We start from the raw sequence: 19,242 nt of genomic DNA, 5'->3' as shown, positions 1-19,242 counted from the left end.
ATAAGGAGAACAATCATGGAGAAATATGCAATAGGCGTGGATATAGGAGGAACCAAATGTTCCGTAGTACTCGGAGAAGGACACATACCGGATAACAGCCTGAAAGGATTTATAATAGATAAAATATGCTTTCCTACAGAAGCAGCCAAAGGACCTGCATTTACTATCAGAAATATTATGGATGCTGTTCATGAAATAATGCGGAGAAACCATGTCTTGCCGGAGAATGCCATAGGTTTGGGAATCAGCTGCGGCGGACCGCTGGATCACAGGAAGGGTATCATTATGAATCCTCCGAATCTGTATGGATGGAACGATATCCCTATTGTAAGGCTGATGGAAGAGGAATTCCGTATCAGGACCCTGCTCCAGAATGACGCCAATGCATGTGCACTTGCCGAGTGGAAGTTCGGTGCCGGAAGAGGGTACCGGAATCTGGTTTTTCTTACATGCGGTACAGGTATGGGGGCAGGATTGATACTGGATGGAAGGTTATACAATGGGACAAATGATATGGCCGGGGAAGTGGGGCATATCCGTCTGGAAAAAGAAGGTCCTGTGGGCTTCGGAAAATCCGGTTCCTTTGAAGGCTTCTGCAGCGGAGGCGGAATAGCCCAGATTGCAAAAGCCAAAGCGGTGGAAAAACTGCAGATAGGTATTAAGCCGGCCCTGTGTCCTGAATTGAATGCACTGGAAGGGCTGACGGCTAAAACGGTGGCCCGGGCAGCTGAACAGGGGGATGAGCTGGCATGGGACATCTATAAAACAAGCGGTTATTATCTGGGCATGGGACTTTCTGTCATAATAGACATTCTGAATCCCGAGATTATTGTCCTTGGGAGCATTTACGAACGGAGTGAACATTTGTTACTGCCCAGCCTGAAAAAAGTGATAGAAAAGGAAGCGCTCAAAGCATCACGGGAGGTCTGCAGGATAGTTCCTGCCAGACTGGGGGAACAAATAGGCGATTATGCTGCGTTGTCTGTGGCTTTTGGGAAAAAAGAACAGGAATAAAAAAAGAAAGAATGCCGTCAGTGTACCGGTGGATTATCAGCCGGGCCACTGACGGCATTTTCTGTTTGGATAACAACCTATTGCATCGCCAGCTTTTTATCCGTTTTCGTATAGGCAATGGTGGTTCTGGTAACCGGCGTCTCTTTCAGCCGTTTTTCCAGATTGGTAAAGTCTGACGGGCCAGCCTGCAAGAGGAAGGTGTGGAACCGAAGCCGGGTATAATCCTGCCCCCAAAGCTCTTTTGCTTTTTCCTGCAGAGCCAGTATTTCCAGGTAACCCAGATAATATTTCAGATAGGTCGTTGGCTCCGTCCGGATATAATCGTAAATGGCGTCTGCTGTTTCCGTATCCGAAATGCCGAAGGCGGCGAGGGAACGGTATACGTCCTGGCGGGTCGCGCCGTAATAATGAATGGACAGATCCAGCAGGCAATAAAGGTTTACCTGCAGGTTACGTTCCAGGCAGGCAATATCCACTAATAAGGTGGTGGCATTGGGAGCGCCGTTGGCAAGCAGGACGTCGGACGCATAGCCATAGGCGATGTTTTCCACATAATAGGCCCAGCCTTCCACAAAACCGCCGTAGAACAAGGCACTCCGCACCGGATTGGCAGTCTGGGAATTTTCATAAAGCTGGCTGTATACGGTCTGATATAAGTGGCCCGGGTAGCCCTCGTGGGCCAGGGTGGTATACAGCTCCAGCCCCGGGGAGGTGGAGGAATTGTTGACATAGATGACATTATCTTCCAGATCATCTATAGGCGGGGTGAGGTAAAAGGCCGGGCTTGTGTAGTCCTCCATGGATTCCGCCACTGTTTTGGTGCGGCAGGTGGGAAGGGTGTCCGTAAGAGCGCTGAGCGGGGGAAAGTCGGCCTGGATGCGCTGCTGCAAATCAGTCAGGATTTCCTGGGCATTCTCAAAAGGAAATTCCGGGATAGCACTGAGGGTGATGGAGGTACTTCCTGTTTGTTCCCGATAGGTTTCCACCAGGGCCTGAAGGTTCTGATAACAGCTTTGGAACTGGTCCGAAAGCATGGCCTGTATTTCCTCCGGCGTGCGGAAGCTGCCGGTATTGTGCCGGAGAAGATAGAGGTAGTAGGCCCCGCCGGAGGGCAGTTCACATAAACCTCCCTGATGAGTGCCGCTTCCGGAAAGAAGAAAGATGGCATCTGCCAGGGCCGTATATGCCGGCGCTACCAGTGTGGTCAGGATCCGGTTATTTTCCGCTATGTAGAATTCCATTTCCTCTCCGGTCAGCAGGCCCTCCTGCACAAGGGATTCCGTGCGTTCCTGAAAGGTGGTCTGGAGAAAATGTTCCCCGGAAGAAAGCAGGGCGGGATCCATAATGGCATCGCATTGTTTTACAATGGAATTGGCATCCGACTCCGTCATAAACATACCTGCGTTCGCTTTTTCCTTTTCGTATTGGGCAAGGCTTTCCAGGTATGCGGGGATACTTTCCAGTATTTCCAGATAATCCTCCAAATCCTCCTTCGTCCGGAAGGAATACTCCGCAAGTAGGACGGGAAGCTGTGACTGCATCCCGGAAGATGGCGTGAGCGGTTCTTCATAGTATTCACAGTGCGCGCCCGCCAGTTCATTTTCCAGATAGGGGACAAGGAGGGACCAGGTGTAACGGTCCTGCTTATTCAGTCTTTCCGGATTGATTTCCTGCAGTATGAGAAGCTGGTTTTCCAGGACGGCGGCCGCTTCCTGCCGGGACTGCCTGGAATACAGGGGGAGCGTGGCCGGAGATGGCTTCTGGAGATAGTCTGAAGGATCGGCCAACGTATAGTGCAGGCTGAGGCTATCCTGACGGAAGGATTCTGCAAATAATTCCTCTGTCAGATGGCGGAAGCGGAGGGTATCGTTGTAGAGGTACAAAAAAAGAAACAGCCCTGAAAAAAGAAGAAGGGCCGCGGCGGCAATAATGAGTGGAATGCGTTTTTTCAAAGAACTTATTCCTTGGGGGTTTTTAACAGTTTATGAATCCTCGGGAATATTCATGACAGGGAATCTCGTTCCTTGCGCCTGCAGCAGAAATGTATCTAAAATAAAGTTGTATATATACAACTTTTATTAAATGTATTTTGAAATGTCATTATAATATTGACATGCGTATTTGTTTGGACTATAGTGAAAATAACGGACAGCCTTGCCTGACCTTGTCTTGTTACTCGCGGTACAGGAATAATACAACTTGTAAAAACATAGGTACAACTATGCAGGAAAGGAAGGGCATCCATTCGGACAGGGAGGGATTGTATGGAGAAAAAAGCCAAGTACAGGGAAGTGGCCGACTGGGTGAAGGAAAGGCTGGAAAAGAAAGAACTGTGTCCCGGAGATAAGCTGAATTCCGAAAATGAGCTGAGCGGGCTGTTCGGCTTAAGCAGGCAGACCGTACGACATGCTATCGGTGTCCTGGAGGAAGAAGGGATAGTGGTCAGGAGGCGGGGAAGCGGCACGTATATCAGTGACAGCCGGTCGGCCGCCCTGGAGAATAAGACGAGAGTAGCGGTGGTGACCACCTATGTGGACAGCTATATTTTTCCCAGGACCATACAGGGGATTGAAAACACGTTGTTTGAAAGAGGCTACTCGGTGCAGATAGCGTTTACCAATAACCAGCTGGAACGGGAACGTACCATTCTGGAGGATATAACAGCCAGGGATGATGTGGCAGGAATCATTATGGAAGCTACCAAAAGCGGCCTGCCCAATCCCAATCTCCCTCTGCTGCAGAAGCTGATGGAGCGGAAAATACCGATTTTGTTTATTAACAGTTATTATCCCGGTCTGGCGCTGCCCCATGTCACACTCAATGACAGGCAGGCGGCGGAGATGGCGGTAAAATATCTGATTGACGCCGGACACCGCAAAATCGGCGCTTTGCTGAAATTTGACGACGGCCAGGGCCATCTGCGTTATGCGGGGTATCTGGATGTGTGCAGGAGGGCGGGGATTCCCGCAGGGGATTCCGGAATTGTCTGGCTGGATACAGAGGGGGAACAGCATCTTCATGATTACCGGGAAAGGATTCTCCGGAATTTTAAAGAATGTACCGCTGTTTTCTGTTATAACGACAAAATTGCTTTTCAGCTGGAAGGGCTTCTGAAGGAAGAGGGAATCCGGGTTCCGGAGGATATTTCATTAATCAGCATCGATGACTCGGAGCTGGCGGAGCTGGCGGAGACCAGGCTTACCAGCGTACACCATCCCACCGACAGGCTGGGGGCCAGGGCGGCGGAAAATCTGTTGGCCGCCATGAAAAATAATGCGTTTGACGGAACCTGCGAATTCGTAACGGAACTTGTGGAAAGAGACTCCGTCAGGCGTCTGAAGCGGCAGTAAGGAACTGTGAAGGTACTGGACAGTTACCACATATAAATAAATCAAACTTCGTAGTTGCCGAATGGCCTTCCGCCGGCTGTCTGCGTGGCGTTCCCGGGACTGAAAAGGAATTTTCGCAGGTGCCTTTCAGGCTATGGAGATGAGACCAGTCAATCGTGTCAGACTCATCTGACACAATTGACGTCCCTGGGCTCATCGGAATGTCCAGTCTGACGGACCTGCGAAAATCCTTTTCAGTCCCGGGAACGCCACGCAGACAGCCGGCGGAAGGCCATTCGGCAACTACGAAGTTTGATTAAAAATTTTTATTCAGGAGGAAAAACGAAATGAAAACAGGAAGAGACTACAAATTCTGGTTTTGTACAGGTTCCCAGGACCTGTATGGGGACGAATGCCTGAGAAAGGTGGCAGAGCATTCCGCCAAAATCGTAGAAGGGCTGAACGCATCCGGCAGGCTTCCCTTTGAAGTGGTTCTGAAACCCACTTTAATCGATCCGGCTACCATCAGAAGAACCCTTAACGAGGCAAATGAAGACGGCGGATGTGCAGGGGTTATCACCTGGATGCATACCTTCTCCCCCGCAAAAATGTGGATTCTGGGACTGAAGGAATACCGCAAGCCGCTGTGCCATCTGCATACCCAGTTCAATGAGGAAATCCCTTATGATACCATTGATATGGATTTCATGAACGAGAACCAGTCTGCCCACGGCGACAGGGAATTCGGCCATATGGTGAGCCGTATGGGAATAGAGCGTAAAATTATTGTGGGACATTGGGCAAATGCCGGGGTACAGGATAAAATAGGAAGCTGGATGAGAACGGCAATCGGCATCATGGAATCTTCCCATATCAGGGTATGCCGTATCGGGGACAACATGAACAATGTTGCCGTAACCGAAGGGGATAAGGTAGAAGCGGAAGTTAAATTCGGATGGGAGATCGATCATTACTGCGTAAATGATGCGGTGGAATATGTGAATGCGGTTTCCGAAGGGGATGTAAACGCCCTTGTGGAAGAGTATTACAGCAAATATCAGATCTTACCGGAAGGCAGGGATCCGGAAGAATTCCGCGCCCATGTGGCGGCCCAGGCCAAAATAGAGATCGGCCTTGAGAAATTCCTGGAGGACGGGGATTATCACGCAATTGTTACCCACTTCGGCATGCTGGGCGGACTGCAGCAGCTTCCCGGCCTGGCTATCCAGAGACTGATGGAAAAGGGCTACGGCTTCGGCGGAGAAGGGGACTGGAAAACGGCGGCAATGGTGCGTCTGATGAAAATTATGGCGGCTGGTGTGCCCGACGCCAAAGGAACCTCTTTCATGGAAGACTATACATATAATCTGGTACCGGGAAAAGAAGGCATTCTGCAGGCCCATATGCTTGAGGTCTGCCCTACCATAGCGGAGGGGCCTATATCCATTAAAGTGCAGCCCCTGTCCATGGGCAACAGAGAGGATCCTGCCCGTCTGGTATTCACCTCCAAGACAGGGCCTGCAGTAGCAACCTCCCTGGTCGATCTGGGCAACCGTTTCCGCCTGATCATCAATGCGGTTGACTGTAAGAAGTGTGAAAAGGAAATGCCGAAGCTTCCCGTCGCCACGGCATTCTGGACTCCCCAGCCCAGCCTTGAGATTGGGGCCGAGGCCTGGATTCTGGCAGGAGGCGCCCACCACACCGCATTTTCCTATGATCTGACTGTTGACCAGATGGTTGACTGGGCGGCCGCCATGGGAATTGAAAGCGTGGTAATCGATAAAGATACCACGATCCGCAGCTTTAAAAATGAACTGAAATGGAATTCTGTATATTACAGATAAGGAGGTTTTTATTATGGGTATGACAGAAATAAAAAACGCAATTATTAATGGAAATACAGCTTTGGGGATTGAGTTCGGCTCAACCAGGATTAAGGCTGTGCTGGTAGGGGAGGATAACACTCCCATCGCGGCAGGGAACCATGAATGGGAAAACCGCTATGAAAATAATATCTGGACCTATAGCCTGGAAGATATTTGGAATGGGCTGCAGGACAGCTACCGGAAGATGGCAGAAGACGTACAGGACAAATACGGCGTTGCTCTGACGAAGGTGGGTGCACTTGGCTTCAGTGCTATGATGCATGGATATATGGCTTTCAATAAAGAGGAAGAGCTGATGGTGCCCTTCCGTACCTGGAGAAATACCATTACGGAAGAAGCATCCGTGAAGCTGACGGAGCTGTTTTCTTTTAACATCCCCCAGAGATGGAGCATTGCCCATCTGTATCAGGCGATCCTGAATAAGGAGGAGCATGTTAAGGATATTGATTTCCTGACAACGCTGGAGGGTTATGTGCACTGGAAGCTGACCGGCAGAAAGGTGCTGGGTATCGGAGAGGCAGCAGGAATGATGCCTGTGGATGCGGCAACCAGGCAGTACAGCGGCAGGATGGTGAAGGCTTTTGACGAGCTTGTTGCACCGGAAGGATTTTCCTGGAAGCTTCTGGATATTCTCCCGGAAATCCTGGTGGCCGGAGAGAATGCGGGCTGCCTGACGGAAGAAGGCGCACAGCTTCTGGATACCACAGGGCAGCTGCAGGCAGGCATACCCGTATGCCCTCCGGAAGGAGATGCGGGAACGGGTATGGTGGCTACCAACAGCGTGGCGAAGCGTACCGGCAATGTATCCGCGGGAACCAGTGTATTTGCTATGGTAGTCCTGGAAAAAGAACTGGCGGAGGTGCACCCCGAAATCGATATGGTAATGACTCCTGACGGAAGCGCCGTAGCCATGGTCCACTGCAATAACTGTACCTCGGATTTGAATGCGTGGATAGACCTGTTTGAAGAGTTTACCCAGGCGTTTGGCATGAAGGTGGATAAGAACGACCTGTACGGCACCCTCTACCGCAAAGCTCTGGAGGGGGATCCGGACTGCGGAGGCCTGCTGGCTTACAACTATTTCTCCGGAGAACATATCACGGGCTTTGAGGAAGGCCGCCCTCTGTTTGTAAGAAACCCGGAAAGCAGCTTCACCCTGGCAAACTTCATGCGTGCGCATCTGTTTACCGCACTCGGTGCGCTGAAAACCGGTCTGGATATCCTTTTGAAGGAAGAAAAGGTACAGATAGATAAGCTGCTGGGCCACGGGGGACTGTTTAAGACCAAAGAAGTGGGACAAAAGCTGCTGGCAGCAGCTGTGAATGCCCCTGTTTCCGTCATGGAAACCGCAGGTGAGGGCGGCGCATGGGGAATCGCCCTTCTTGCCTCCTATATGAAGGATAAAAAGGCGGATGAGTCCCTGGCCCAGTTCCTGGAAAACAGGGTGTTTGCAGGAAATACCGGTGTAAAAATAGATCCCGATACAAGGGATGTGGAAGGCTTCAACAAGTTTGTGGAGCGCTATACCAAAGGGCTGCCAATTGAAAAGGCAGCCGTGGAAAATCTGATTTAAGCTTACACCAGAGGCGCCTTCCCGTGGGAGGGCGCCTGTGTGAGGAAAAAACATCGTGCAAAACGGACAGGAGGATCGAATATGTTAGAAGAACTGAAAAAAAGAGTATATGAGGCCAATATGCTTCTTCCCCGGTACGGCCTGGTTACTTTTACCTGGGGAAATGTGAGTGAAATCGACAGGGAAAGCGGCCTTTTTGCCATCAAACCCAGCGGTGTGGACTATGACAGCCTCACCCCGGAGGATATGGTGATTGTGGATCTGAACGGGAATAAAGTGGAAGGAAAATATAACCCCTCTTCCGATACGGCGACCCATGTGGAGCTGTACAAGGCATTTCCTGAAATAGGAGGGATTGTACATACCCACTCTTCCTATGCCACCAGCTGGGCACAGGCGGGAAGGAGCATTCCCTGCTATGGAACCACCCATGCCGATTATATCTACGGAGAGGTTCCCTGCCTGCGCTGCCTGACCAAAGAAGAGATTGAAGATGCCTACGAGGAAAATACCGGCCATCTCATCGTCAATGAATTCAAAGCCATGGGAAAAGACGTAAAAGCGGTTCCCGCCGTACTCTGCAAAAACCACGGACCCTTCTCCTGGGGCAAGGATGCCCATGAGGCCGTACACAACGCAGTCGTGCTGGAAGAAGTAGCCAAAATGGCCTACCGCGCCGAAACCATCAACGTAAATATCCAGCCCGCCCCCCAGGAACTCCAGGACAAACATTACTTCAGAAAACACGGAGCCGACGCTTACTATGGACAAAACGGGGGTAAATAGGGTATTATATTCGTGACCAGGCAGAACCGGACAGGCTCAGAAGGCCTGGGATGGGCAAACATGGATACGCCCCACATCCATGCTTGCCCATCCCAGACCTTCTGAACCTGCCCGGCGAGCGAAGCGACCGAAAGACCGGAGGTCTTGAGGTTCTGCCGTCCGGCTGTCACCACCCCGACACCCCGGCCCATCACCTCCCTACCTCTTTTCCGCCGGCGCTCTGGTTACCACCCCACCCCAACCAACTTAAATTTATGGAGGAAAAACATTCATGGATAATCTTGAACTCGCAAAAATGGCGAACGAGATCCGCAAAGGCATTGTAACTGCCGTTCACAGTGCCAAAGCCGGCCATCCCGGCGGATCCCTTTCCGCAGCAGATATTTTCACTTATCTCTACTTCGAAGAAATGAACATCGACCCGGAGAACCCCGACAAACCGGAAAGAGACCGCTTTGTCCTTTCCAAAGGCCATACCGCGCCGGGACTCTACTCCACCCTCGCCCACAGAGGGTTCTTCCCCGTGGAAGATCTCACCACCCTGCGTAAGCTGGGATCCTATCTGCAGGGACATCCCTGCATGCAGCACATCCCCGGCGTGGATATGTCCACCGGTTCCCTGGGACAGGGTATTTCCGCAGCCGTAGGCATGGCTCTCGGCGGAAAGCTGGATAACAGGGACTACCGTGTATACACCCTTCTGGGAGACGGTGAAATCGAAGAAGGCCAGGTGTGGGAAGCGGCCATGTTCGCAGGCTTCCATAAGCTGGACAACCTGGTAGTGGTAGTTGACAATAACGGCCTCCAGATTGACGGCCCCGTTGATCAGGTATGCTCCCCCTACCCTATCGACAAGAAATTCGAAGCATTCAATTTCCATGTAATCAACGTGGATGCCCATGATTTTGATGCTATCCGTGCGGCATTCCGGGAAGCAAAAGAAACCAAAGGCATGCCCACCGCAATCGTTGCCCACAGCCTGAAAGGAAAGGGCGTTTCCTTCATGGAAGGAAATGTGGCATGGCACGGTACCGCGCCCAACGATGAGCAGTATGCAGTGGCAATGGCAGATTTGGAGAAAGTAGGTGAAGCATTATGTCAGAAGTAAATAACAAACCGGTTCAGAAAATAGCAACCAGAGAAGCTTACGGAAAGGCACTTGCTGAATTCGGTGCACAGTATCCGGACCTGGTGGTCCTGGATGCGGATTTGGCAAATGCCACCAAAACGAACACCTTCCAGAAAGCATTTCCCGAACGCCACATCGACTGCGGAATCGCCGAATGTGACATGATGGGCATCGCAGCCGGGCTTTCCACTGTGGGAAAAATCCCTTTTGCCAGTTCCTTCGCCATGTTTGCAGCCGGACGTGCCTACGAGCAGGTACGTAATTCCATCGGCTATCCGCACCTGAATGTAAAGATCGGTGCGACCCATGCCGGTATCACCGTAGGGGAAGACGGCGCATCCCACCAGTGTCTGGAAGATATCGCCCTCATGCGTGTCATTCCCGGAATGGTGGTAATCAATCCCTGTGACGCTGTGGAAGCAAGGGCAGCAGTACAGGCAGCCATCGAATATACAGGACCCGTATACCTTCGTTTCGGCCGTGCCGCCGTACCGGTAATCAATGACAACGACGGCTATCAGTTTGAAATCGGCAAAGGGGTCCTTCTCCGCGAAGGAAGCGACGTTACTATCGTAGCGACCGGCATCTGTGTGCCCGAAGCTCTTCAGGCGGCTGAAAAGCTTGCTGCCGACGGCATCAGCGCCGAAGTGATCAATATCCATACCATCAAGCCCCTGGATGAAGAGCTTATCATCAAATCCGCGAAAAAGACCGGAAAAGTAGTGACAGCGGAAGAGCATTCCATCATCGGCGGGCTCGGCGGCGCCGTGAGCGAAGTGCTTTCCGAAAAAGCGCCCACGCCGGTATGCCGTATCGGAATGAACGACATCTTTGGGGAATCCGGATCCGCAGGCGCATTGGTAGCTAAATACGGTTTGGATGCAGACGGAATTTATGCAAAAGTAAAAGCGTTTGCAAAATAAACCCGCAAAGGTATGCCGGCCCGTACAGGGCCGGCAGTACTTCGCATAAGGAATAGAAAAAATTATGAATATATTATCACCATCCATTCTGGCGGCCGACTGTGCCAGGCTGGGAGAAGAAATCAGCCTGGTGGAGGCGGCGGGAGCCGGATATCTGCATATAGATGTTATGGACGGCATGTTTGTGCCTTCCCTTTCCTTTGGCATGTGCGTGGTTTCCTCTCTGCGGAAAGTGACGGACATGGTATTTGATGTCCACCTCATGGTGGAAGAGCCCATCCGCTATATTGCGGATTTTGCCAAGAGCGGATCGGATATCATTACCGTTCATCTGGAAGCCTGCAGTGATGTGGAGGAAACGCTGGACTGGATCCACAGCCTGGGACGTAAAGCCGGACTTTCCATCAAACCGTCCACGCCTGTTTCCGCTGTGGAAAAATACCTGGATAAAATCGACCTGCTGCTGGTTATGACCGTGGAACCCGGCTTCGGGGGCCAGAAATATATCCCTGCCTCTACAGAAAGAATCCGGGAGGCACGCCGGCTTATTGATGCAAGACAGGCGTGTGTGGATATCGAGGTAGACGGCGGAATCACCGTGGACAACGTACGTATGGTCCTGGATGCCGGTGCCAATATCATCGTGGCTGGATCCGCTGTTTTCAACGGAAACAGCACGGAAAACGTTACGAATATGATGGAAATCCTGGCTTCCTGCCCGAATGGAAAAGAAAAGTAAAAAGAATGGCTGCGGCCATTCTTTTCTTCAAATACACGATTGCGCCTGACGCGCGGAAGGAAGCGCTTATGAAAATCCTGGTAACCCCTCCCTTCACGGAGGAACAAAAAAAGCAGATACTTTCTGCCGCAGCAGATCCCCGCGATCTGCAATTCTGTTTAAAAAAAGATATCACTCCCGCTCTTTTAAAAGAAGCGGAGGTTATCCTCGGTAATCTGGAAAACCCGGATCAACTGCAATATGCAGAACATCTCCAATGGATCCAGCTGAATAATGCAGGGACGGAAGGTTACTGCATTCCGGGCAGGCTGCCTGAAACGTCAGTGCTTACCAATGCCACCGGCGCATACGGACTGGCGATATCCGAGCATATGCTGGCTTGCCTGTTCCTGCTGCGTAAAAAACTGGATTTGTATTATGTTAACCAGCTTCAATGCCGCTGGAAGAGCGAAGGCCATGTGGGTGTCATTCAGGGAACAACGGCCCTTATTATCGGCCTGGGGGATATCGGTACCGCCTTCGCTGCCAAAATGAAAGCCCTGGGCTGCCATACCATAGGGATTAAGCGCCGTGTGGGGGAAAAGCCGTCCTGTGTGGATGAACTGTATGGAATGGAGGCGCTGGACAGCCTTCTGCCCGGAGCTGACGTAGTGGCCATGAGCCTTCCGGGCAACCCGTCCACCTACCATATCCTGAACAGGGAGCGTATCGCTCTGCTTTCCCCAGGGACAATTGTTTTGAATGCAGGCCGGGGGACTGCTATAGATACGGATGCCCTCTGCGAGGCGCTGTATGCCGGTAAAATCGCAGGGGCTGCCCTGGATGTAACGGATCCCGAACCGCTTCCCGCCGATCACCCTCTGTGGAAAGCACCGGGGGCAGTCATAACGCCCCATATTTCAGGGGGCTATGCGCTGCCTGAGACGCTGCAGAAGATAGCGGAAATTTTTGCGGAGAACCTGAAGCGTTACCAGTCAGGCGAACCGCTGATGAATGTTGTGGATCCGGAAACCGGATATTCTTCCGGAAAATAAAAAAAACAGTTATTTTTATAGGTATTTCATCCGATGATTAATAATAAATACGTCTCTGCAATTCGGGCGCATCAGCTGTCCGGGAATAAGCGGAACGCGGAGAAACAGAGTAAAGGGATGGGATGAAAAAATGGATGGAGAATCAAAAAAAACAATACTTATTGTAGATGATGTGGAAATGAACTGCAAGATGCTGTCCGTGATTCTGTCGGAGAAATACCATACACTGGAAGCGGACAACGGAAAAACAGCAATGGAAGTCCTGGAGGAAGCACAGGAACCGGTTTCCCTGATTTTGCTGGATATCATTATGCCGGTAATGGATGGCTTCCAGTTTTTGAAATGGATTCAGTCCGCCGAAGCGTACCGGAATATCCCCATCATTTTTGTCACCTCTGAAACCTATGAGGAAAATATTCTGGGCGGTATTAAAATGGGCGTGCGGGATGTCATAGCAAAGCCGTATAATCCCGAGCTGGTACTGAAAAGAGTGGATAACCTGATTTTGCTTTCGGAGCATGCGGAGGGGAATGAGAAGAATCCGATACCCCGTGGAGGGGAAGCCGCACCCCAGCGGCCGTTGTCCAATACGGCACTTATTGTGGATGATATCGGTATTAACAGGGCTATTATTAAGAATGCCCTGACCGAAGAATACAAATCGCTGGAGGCAGCAAACGGAAAAGAGGCACTGGAGATTCTGGAAAAACAGGGAGATAAAATTGCGGTGGTGCTTCTGGATATTATTATGCCTGTAATGGATGGTTATGTATTTATGCAGGAAGCAAAACGCCAGCATCTTCTGAAAAACATACCGGTAATCGCCATTACATCGGAGGACTCCCCGTTGAAGCTGGACAGGCTCATGAATCTTGGCATCTGCGAAATCATACAAAAGCCTTTTACACCTTCTGTGATAAAAAACCGGATTGATTATATGGTAAAGCTGCAAAGTTGCACCAAATAAAGCATCTGCTTACCGGGAACCGGTTAACATACGGGACTATATGCCTGCCTTGTAAAGCTCCTGAAAATACAGATTGTGCTGCATAAGTTCCTGAAAGCTTCCATCTCCCTCAATATTGCCGTTTTTCAATAGAATTATCCGGTCGAAGGCCCGGATGGAATTTAGCCGGTGGGCGATGGCGATGATGTTTTTTCCGGCCGCCAGGGAGAGCACTTCATTCATGACCAGTTCCTCCGTTACATTATCCATGGCCGAGGTTGCTTCATCCAGGATAATGAGCCGGGAGGAAGAAAACCACAGCCTTGCAAGGGCCAGCCGCTGCCTTTCACCTCCGGACAGCTTGATGCCCTTTTCTCCCAGCTGGGTATCCAGGCCGTCGGGCAGGGCGTCGAACCACTCCTGGAGTTGTACTTTTTGTAACACACGGACGGCGCCATCGTCAGGAACGGAGGCATCGAAAAGCAGGTTTTCCCGGAGGGTACCGTCAAAAACAGGGCTTTCCTGGGGAATATAGGTAATATGTCTGTAATAGCTGTCCAGGTTAAGCCCGTTCAGATTGTGTCCATCCAGAAGGATGGCTCCGTCCTCTGCTTTAAGAAGGCCCGCTATCAGTTTGATAAGAGTGGATTTTCCTGACCCGCTGTTCCCCGCCAGAGCCACTTTCTCGCCGGGGGCGATGGACAGGGATACCTGACGGAGCACCGGATTGCCGTTATAAGAAAAGGCGGCCTGCAGGATGGTTATTTCCCCACGAAAATCCGGCAGCTCTGTACCTGCAAGAAGCCGGTCCTCTTCCGGCAGATCAAGAAACGAGGTATAGCGTTTGAAGGAGGCGGAGTCCAGGCGGAACTGGACGAATAATACATTAAATATCGCAATCGGCGTGTAAGCGTTATCCACCAGGGTGAGCAGAGCCACAACAGAACCGATGGAAATGGAACGGGTATGCCAGGCATACAGCAGCAGAGCGCCTTTTATCAGGGTGATGAGGATTGCAAATGCAGCAAAAAAAGCTTCGTGGATAAATGAAATCCCTATTTTTGATCGGACGATCTGATCCCGTGCCTTTTCCGCCTTCCGGATCTCCGCCGGAAATTTCCGGTTCAGGCGGAATACCACCATTTCCATAAACCCACGGGTGAGAAAATGATTGAGCAGTTCTTCGTTATCAAGAACTCTTTCCTTCATACGGTATAAAAGCTTCAGCAGGATATTGGTAATAAGAAAAACAAGGAGATAGCCAAGGGCCACGGTACCGGCTATGACCCTGTTGAGCCTGTAGATAAAAAACATGCTGAATAAGGCGGAGGGAAGCAGGTTTTGCACAATTTCAAACCAGAACTGGCACAAGATGCTTTTTCCTGCCAGGGCACCGTTTTCCACGCGCTGTATCAGCTTTCCCGTCCCCATGGACTGATAAGCCAGGTAATCGATACGGCTTGTTTTATGCAGGGCGAGAAGCTTTAAATCCAGAAAGATGCCGTTATTCAGTTTCTGCATGGGGTATTCATCCAGATAACTGCACACACAGTGCAGCAGAAGAAGCCCTGCGTATAATAAGATATAAAGCAGGGACAGTGTTCCGTCCGTAAATTTATCAATGACCTTCTGGAAGAAGCTGATGCTGTAGTTGGACAGAAAAGACAGCCCAATCCCCAGGCTTATGTAGATGCTGATCCAGAGCTTGTTTTTTCTGACAATATTTTTTAGATAATTCATATCTGTACTCCTTTGGCAAATGGTTAAATGGCTGCGTTAAAGTCAGTACAGCTATGCCCGTCAGCCGGAACGGATACTCAGTACAATCAGCCGACAGCTTACATAAACTGTACTGAGCTTCTACCTCGTTTCTGTCTCATAAGAGCCCACCTCCTTACAATGCACTGCCCTTTTTGGCAGTGCATCCGGCAATTCATGATGAAATTCCCCGCCGGCCTCTGCAGGCGGGCGGGGAACTTACAGAACAAACATATAATAACCGCATTAATCCCGTTTTACAACCGCAGCACAACCCATGCCGCCTCCCACACACAAAGTGGCCAGGCCGGTCTTTACATCGCGTTTCTGCATTTCATGGAGAAGCGTAACCAGGATGCGGCAGCCGGAGCATCCTACGGGATGTCCCAGGGCAATGGCACCGCCGTTTACGTTCAGTTTATCAAGGTCGAAGCCCAGATCATGTCCCACGGCCACAGACTGGGCGGCAAAAGCTTCATTAGCTTCTATTAAGTCAAAATCATCCATGTCCATACCGGTTTTCTTCAGAACCTTCCGGGTAGCCGCCACAGGGCCGATACCCATAATAGAAGGATCCACGCCGGCCAGCTCCCCGGCGATCCAGGTCGCCATAGGCGTGATGCCAAGCTCCTTCGCTTTTTCTTCACTCATGACAACGATAGCGGCAGCGCCGTCATTAATGCCGGAGGCGTTGCCTGCGGTTACCATACCGCCATCTTTTTTGAAAGCCGGTTTTAATTTGGCAAGGCCTTCGCTGGTAACCCCTTTTCTGGGGCCTTCATCTGTATCCACTATTATGGAGCCCTTTTTGGTCTTTACCTCCACCGGAACGATTTCTTCCCGGAAACGTCCTTCATCCATGGCGGCTTCACATTTTTGCTGGCTGTTTGCCGCAAAATCATCCAGCTGCTCTCTGGTCAGTCCCCATTGCTCACAAATGTTTTCAGCCGTCATGCCCATATGATAACCGTGGAACGCATCGGTGAGGGCATCCTTCAGCAAAGAATCCTCAAGCGGGGCATTGCCCATACGATAGCCGTACCGGCCCTGCTGAACCAGATAGGGAGCGCGGGACATATTTTCCGTACCGCCTGCAATAATAATGTCCGCGTCTCCGCAGGCAATCAGCTTGGCCGCCAGATTGACGCAATGAAGCCCGGACCCGCATAATACATTAATTGTGGTAGCCGGAACCTCTACCGGAATACCTGCGTTAACAGCGGCCTGTCTTGCCACATTCTGCCCCTGCCCTGCCTGGATAACACAGCCCATATATACTTCGTCAACCATATCCGGAGTGATTCCGGCCCTGCCCATTGCCTCTTTAATAACGATGGTTCCGAGATCTGCTGCGGGAACGGTGGAAAGCGCGCCGCCCATAACGCCGATTGCGGTCCTGCAGCCGCCGGCTAATACTACCTTTCTGCTCATATATCCTCCATTCAGCCATTATCTGGCATTTTGTGTTTGTATGAATGTATTTTAGCACGGGGCCATAAGAAAAACAAGGCACACAGAGGGCGGGGTAAACGCCAGTTACTGTCCGCTCAGTACTGTGCATTTACTGCACCGTACGTGAGAAAATGATACAAGAGTGCATAAACACAACGCCGAAGGAATCATTTATTTATGTGGTAAAACCTTTATAACAAGTGTAAAATAGGAGTATAACCACATAGTTACAGGAAGCAGCGGGAGGGGATGCATCATGGAGAAAATCAGCCGTAAAAACTGGATCTTGATCTGGGTACTTGGAATGACCGGGCAAATCTGCTGGAACATTGAGAATTCCTGGTTCAATACGTTTGTATATGACAAAATTGCGCCGGAGCCGGCTATTGTATCCTGGATGGTGGGAGTGAGCGCCGCGGTTTCCACCTTCTGTACCTTTCTGGTGGGAACCTGGGGGGATCGCAGGGGAAAAAGAAAGCCTTTTATCTGCTGGGGGTATATATTGTGGGGGATTTTTACCTTTCTCTTCGGGGCTACGGAGAGGATTCCCAAAAACCCGCTGTTTATCGCGGCTGCCTGTGTGGTGCTGGCGGATGCGGTGATGAGCTTTTTCGGTTCCGTTGGAAATGACGGGGGATTTGGCCCGTGGACGACGGATATTTCCAATGAAAACAACCGGGGGAAGCTGGGAGGCGCGCTGGCGGTTATGCCTGTATTCGCCACCATATTCGGTGCGGTGGTATCCGGAATTATCATTGAGAGCATAGATTTTTTCGCTTTTTTCGGCCTTATGGGAGGACTGGTGGCGGCAGTGGGGCTTTTTGGCCTGTTTACGCTGGAGGATGCGCCGGGCCTGCGTCCCAAACGGGATGAAAAGGGATTCCGGCATCAGTTCCTGACGGTTTTTAACTGGAATACGGTGCGGGAAAATAAAGAGCTTTTCTGGGTGTTTCTGGTGATGACCGTATATTTTATCGGTTTTAATGTTTATTTTCCCTATATCACGATCTATTTTGTGAATTATCTGGGGTATGGATATGGGATGACGGGGATTATTCAGGGCGTGGGCCTGCTGGCGGCAGCGGTTATGACGATCCCTGCCGCCCGGTTCATTGACAGGGGGAAAACGCCTCAGGTGATACTGGCGGCCCTCCTGTGCAATACCGCAGGGCTGCTTCTGGTCAGCCTTTCCCAAAGTCTTGCGGTTCTGCTCATCGGTGTGTTCGGGGCCGGAATCGGATATATCCTGGTGCTGCAGGCGCTTACCGCCTGGATGAAGAATCTGTATCCGGAGGATCAGCGGGGGCAGTTTGAGGGAATCAAACAGATTTTCTTTGTCTGTGTGCCCATGATTATAGGGCCGGCCATTGCCACACAGGTGATTAACCGCCTGGGAGTGGAGATGGAGGTAAGCGGTTCGGTGGGAATGGTGCCCGGTCCCAGCCTGTTCCTGGTTTCGGCGGTACTCACGCTGTTTACCCTGATTCCTTTGGCGGCGGCAGGGAAAAGAAATAAGCAGAGGCTCTTAAGATAGCGGAATACAGGAAGGGCCGTCTGAACTGTTAGTGCAGTATGAAAAGGGGATGAATATGGAAAAAGAACTATTGAAAGAAGGGCCGGTACTGGACGGGAAGGGACGCCCCATACCGGGATATTCCAGAAAAAGTACGCTGGTGTATGACAGGAAGGCGATTAAGGCCCCGCCGTGGAGAATCAAGGAATGGGACTTTTATCAGATTTCCAATGACAGGCTGTGCCTGCAGTTCACTATCGGCCATGCCGCCTATGCGGGGCAGGTGAGCATGATGCTGTTTGATTTTGCAAAGGGGGAAAAGCTGCTGGATCAGAGTAAAATCCTGGCTCTGCCCTTCGGTTCCCTTCATATGCCGGAAAATGCGGAAAAGGATAACACCCTTCTCTACAAGAAGGACGGCGTGTACATGCGTTTTGAGACGGTGAACCAGAAACGGCTCCTGACCTGCCGCTGGGAGGATACGGAGGTAAAAATCCGTCTGGAACGCAGGAATCCCAATTCCCTAGTGATCAATCTGCCCTTTGACGAATATGCCCATGCCTTTTATTATAATCATAAAATAAACTGCATGACGGCGGAAGGGTATGTAAAAGCCAAAGGCAGGGAATGGAAGTTTGACAAAAAGAGTTCCTTCGGTATTCTGGACTGGGGCAGAGGTGTGTGGCCCTTTCATAATGAATGGTACTGGAGCAACGGCAGCGGCTGGCTGGATGGGGAAATGTTCGGTTTTAATCTTGGCTGTGGCTTCGGAAATACGGATACTGCCAGTGAAAATATGCTTTTTTATAAAGGAAAGGCCCATAAGCTGGGGAAAGTGGATTTCAAACTGGGAAAGGAATATATGGATCCCTGGCATCTGAAGGACCGGGAGGGACGGCTGGATCTGACATTGACGCCCTGTTATGACAGGACGACCCGTATCAAGCTGCTCTGGGTGAACAATTGCTGTCATCAGATGTTCGGGAAATTTACAGGGAAAGCGGTGCTGGATGACGGAACGTGTCTGGAGGTAAAGGATGTTGTGTCTTTTGCCGAACACGCGGTAAATAATTGGTAATAATACGGTAATACTATGTTGCAAGTGCCGGGTGCAGATAAAAAAGTTTGGCGTCCCGCGGCCCTGCTTCCCTGTGCGGCCT

The 19,242-nt window shown here is 50.9% G+C and carries 15 protein-coding genes; 12 read left to right on the top strand and 3 right to left on the bottom strand.

The genetic code is table 11. The features are described 5' to 3' along the window. The first annotated feature begins 15 nt into the window (after positions 1-15). Positions 16-1,014: an ROK family protein gene (locus DXA36_RS23530; protein ID WP_118681878.1), complete on the top strand. Its 999-nt coding sequence runs from the start codon at positions 16-18 to the stop codon at positions 1,012-1,014. A 77-nt stretch (positions 1,015-1,091) separates the two neighbouring features. Here the strand turns inward: DXA36_RS23530 and DXA36_RS23525 are convergent, their stop codons facing one another. Beyond that, positions 1,092-2,966 carry a DUF885 domain-containing protein gene (locus tag DXA36_RS23525; protein WP_182479235.1) on the bottom strand — a complete coding sequence of 625 codons (1,875 nt, stop codon included), beginning with the start codon at positions 2,964-2,966 and terminating at the stop codon, positions 1,092-1,094. Positions 2,967-3,278: 312 nt separating this feature from the next. On the opposite strand from DXA36_RS23525, the gene DXA36_RS23520 reads away from it, so the two are divergent. The 9 genes from DXA36_RS23520 (at position 3,279) to DXA36_RS23480 (ending at position 13,380) form a co-directional block, all read left to right on the top strand. Beyond that, positions 3,279-4,364 (top strand): GntR family transcriptional regulator, encoded by a 1,086-nt coding sequence (locus tag DXA36_RS23520; RefSeq protein WP_118681876.1) that lies wholly within the window; start codon positions 3,279-3,281, stop codon positions 4,362-4,364. A 326-nt stretch (positions 4,365-4,690) separates the two neighbouring features. Continuing rightward, positions 4,691-6,187 carry an L-arabinose isomerase gene (araA, locus tag DXA36_RS23515; protein WP_118681875.1) on the top strand — a complete coding sequence of 499 codons (1,497 nt, stop codon included), beginning with the start codon at positions 4,691-4,693 and terminating at the stop codon, positions 6,185-6,187. Between the two features lie 13 nt (positions 6,188-6,200). Then, positions 6,201-7,802 carry a xylulokinase gene (locus tag DXA36_RS23510; RefSeq protein ID WP_118681874.1) on the top strand — a complete coding sequence of 534 codons (1,602 nt, stop codon included), beginning with the start codon at positions 6,201-6,203 and terminating at the stop codon, positions 7,800-7,802. Between the two features lie 81 nt (positions 7,803-7,883). Further along, a complete protein-coding gene (locus DXA36_RS23505) occupies positions 7,884-8,588 on the top strand; it encodes an L-ribulose-5-phosphate 4-epimerase (RefSeq protein ID WP_118681873.1) in 705 nt (234 codons plus the stop codon). A 271-nt stretch (positions 8,589-8,859) separates the two neighbouring features. Further along, the gene (locus DXA36_RS23500; protein ID WP_118681872.1) at positions 8,860-9,696 is read left to right on the top strand and encodes a transketolase; all 837 of its coding nucleotides are present in this window, start codon (positions 8,860-8,862) and stop codon (positions 9,694-9,696) included. Further along, the gene (locus tag DXA36_RS23495; RefSeq protein WP_118681871.1) at positions 9,684-10,640 is read left to right on the top strand and encodes a transketolase family protein; all 957 of its coding nucleotides are present in this window, start codon (positions 9,684-9,686) and stop codon (positions 10,638-10,640) included. The genes DXA36_RS23500 and DXA36_RS23495 overlap by 13 nt, the downstream gene beginning before the upstream one ends. 64 nt (positions 10,641-10,704) lie before the next feature. Further along, a complete protein-coding gene (rpe, locus tag DXA36_RS23490) occupies positions 10,705-11,379 on the top strand; it encodes a ribulose-phosphate 3-epimerase (RefSeq protein ID WP_182479234.1) in 675 nt (224 codons plus the stop codon). A 68-nt stretch (positions 11,380-11,447) separates the two neighbouring features. Next, complete coding sequence (locus tag DXA36_RS23485; protein WP_118681926.1) at positions 11,448-12,413, top strand: D-2-hydroxyacid dehydrogenase; 966 nt, start codon at positions 11,448-11,450, stop codon at positions 12,411-12,413. A 130-nt stretch (positions 12,414-12,543) separates the two neighbouring features. Further along, positions 12,544-13,380: a response regulator gene (locus DXA36_RS23480; RefSeq protein ID WP_118681869.1), complete on the top strand. Its 837-nt coding sequence runs from the start codon at positions 12,544-12,546 to the stop codon at positions 13,378-13,380. 36 nt (positions 13,381-13,416) lie between these two features. Here the strand turns inward: DXA36_RS23480 and DXA36_RS23475 are convergent, their stop codons facing one another. Then, the gene (locus DXA36_RS23475; RefSeq protein WP_118681868.1) at positions 13,417-15,099 is read right to left on the bottom strand and encodes an ABC transporter ATP-binding protein; all 1,683 of its coding nucleotides are present in this window, start codon (positions 15,097-15,099) and stop codon (positions 13,417-13,419) included. Between the two features lie 264 nt (positions 15,100-15,363). Then, entirely contained in the window at positions 15,364-16,548 is a 1,185-nt protein-coding gene (locus DXA36_RS23470; protein WP_118681867.1) for an acetyl-CoA C-acetyltransferase, read from the bottom strand. Positions 16,549-16,825: 277 nt separating this feature from the next. Between DXA36_RS23470 and DXA36_RS23465 the strand changes: the two genes are divergently transcribed. Both DXA36_RS23465 and DXA36_RS23460 read left to right on the top strand, forming a co-directional pair. Further along, positions 16,826-18,103, top strand: a complete 1,278-nt coding sequence (locus tag DXA36_RS23465; RefSeq protein ID WP_118681866.1) for an MFS transporter — start codon at positions 16,826-16,828, stop codon at positions 18,101-18,103. A gap of 55 nt (positions 18,104-18,158) precedes the next feature. Beyond that, positions 18,159-19,160, top strand: coding sequence for a DUF2804 domain-containing protein (locus DXA36_RS23460; RefSeq protein WP_118681925.1), 1,002 nt, complete (start codon positions 18,159-18,161; stop codon positions 19,158-19,160). The last annotated feature ends 82 nt before the right edge of the window (positions 19,161-19,242 follow it).

This window comes from Eisenbergiella sp. OF01-20 (assembly GCF_003478085.1).
GTDB lineage: Bacteria > Bacillota > Clostridia > Lachnospirales > Lachnospiraceae > Eisenbergiella.
Note: the sequence above shows the minus strand (reverse complement) of the source record. Positions and strands in the feature narration are given on the sequence as shown.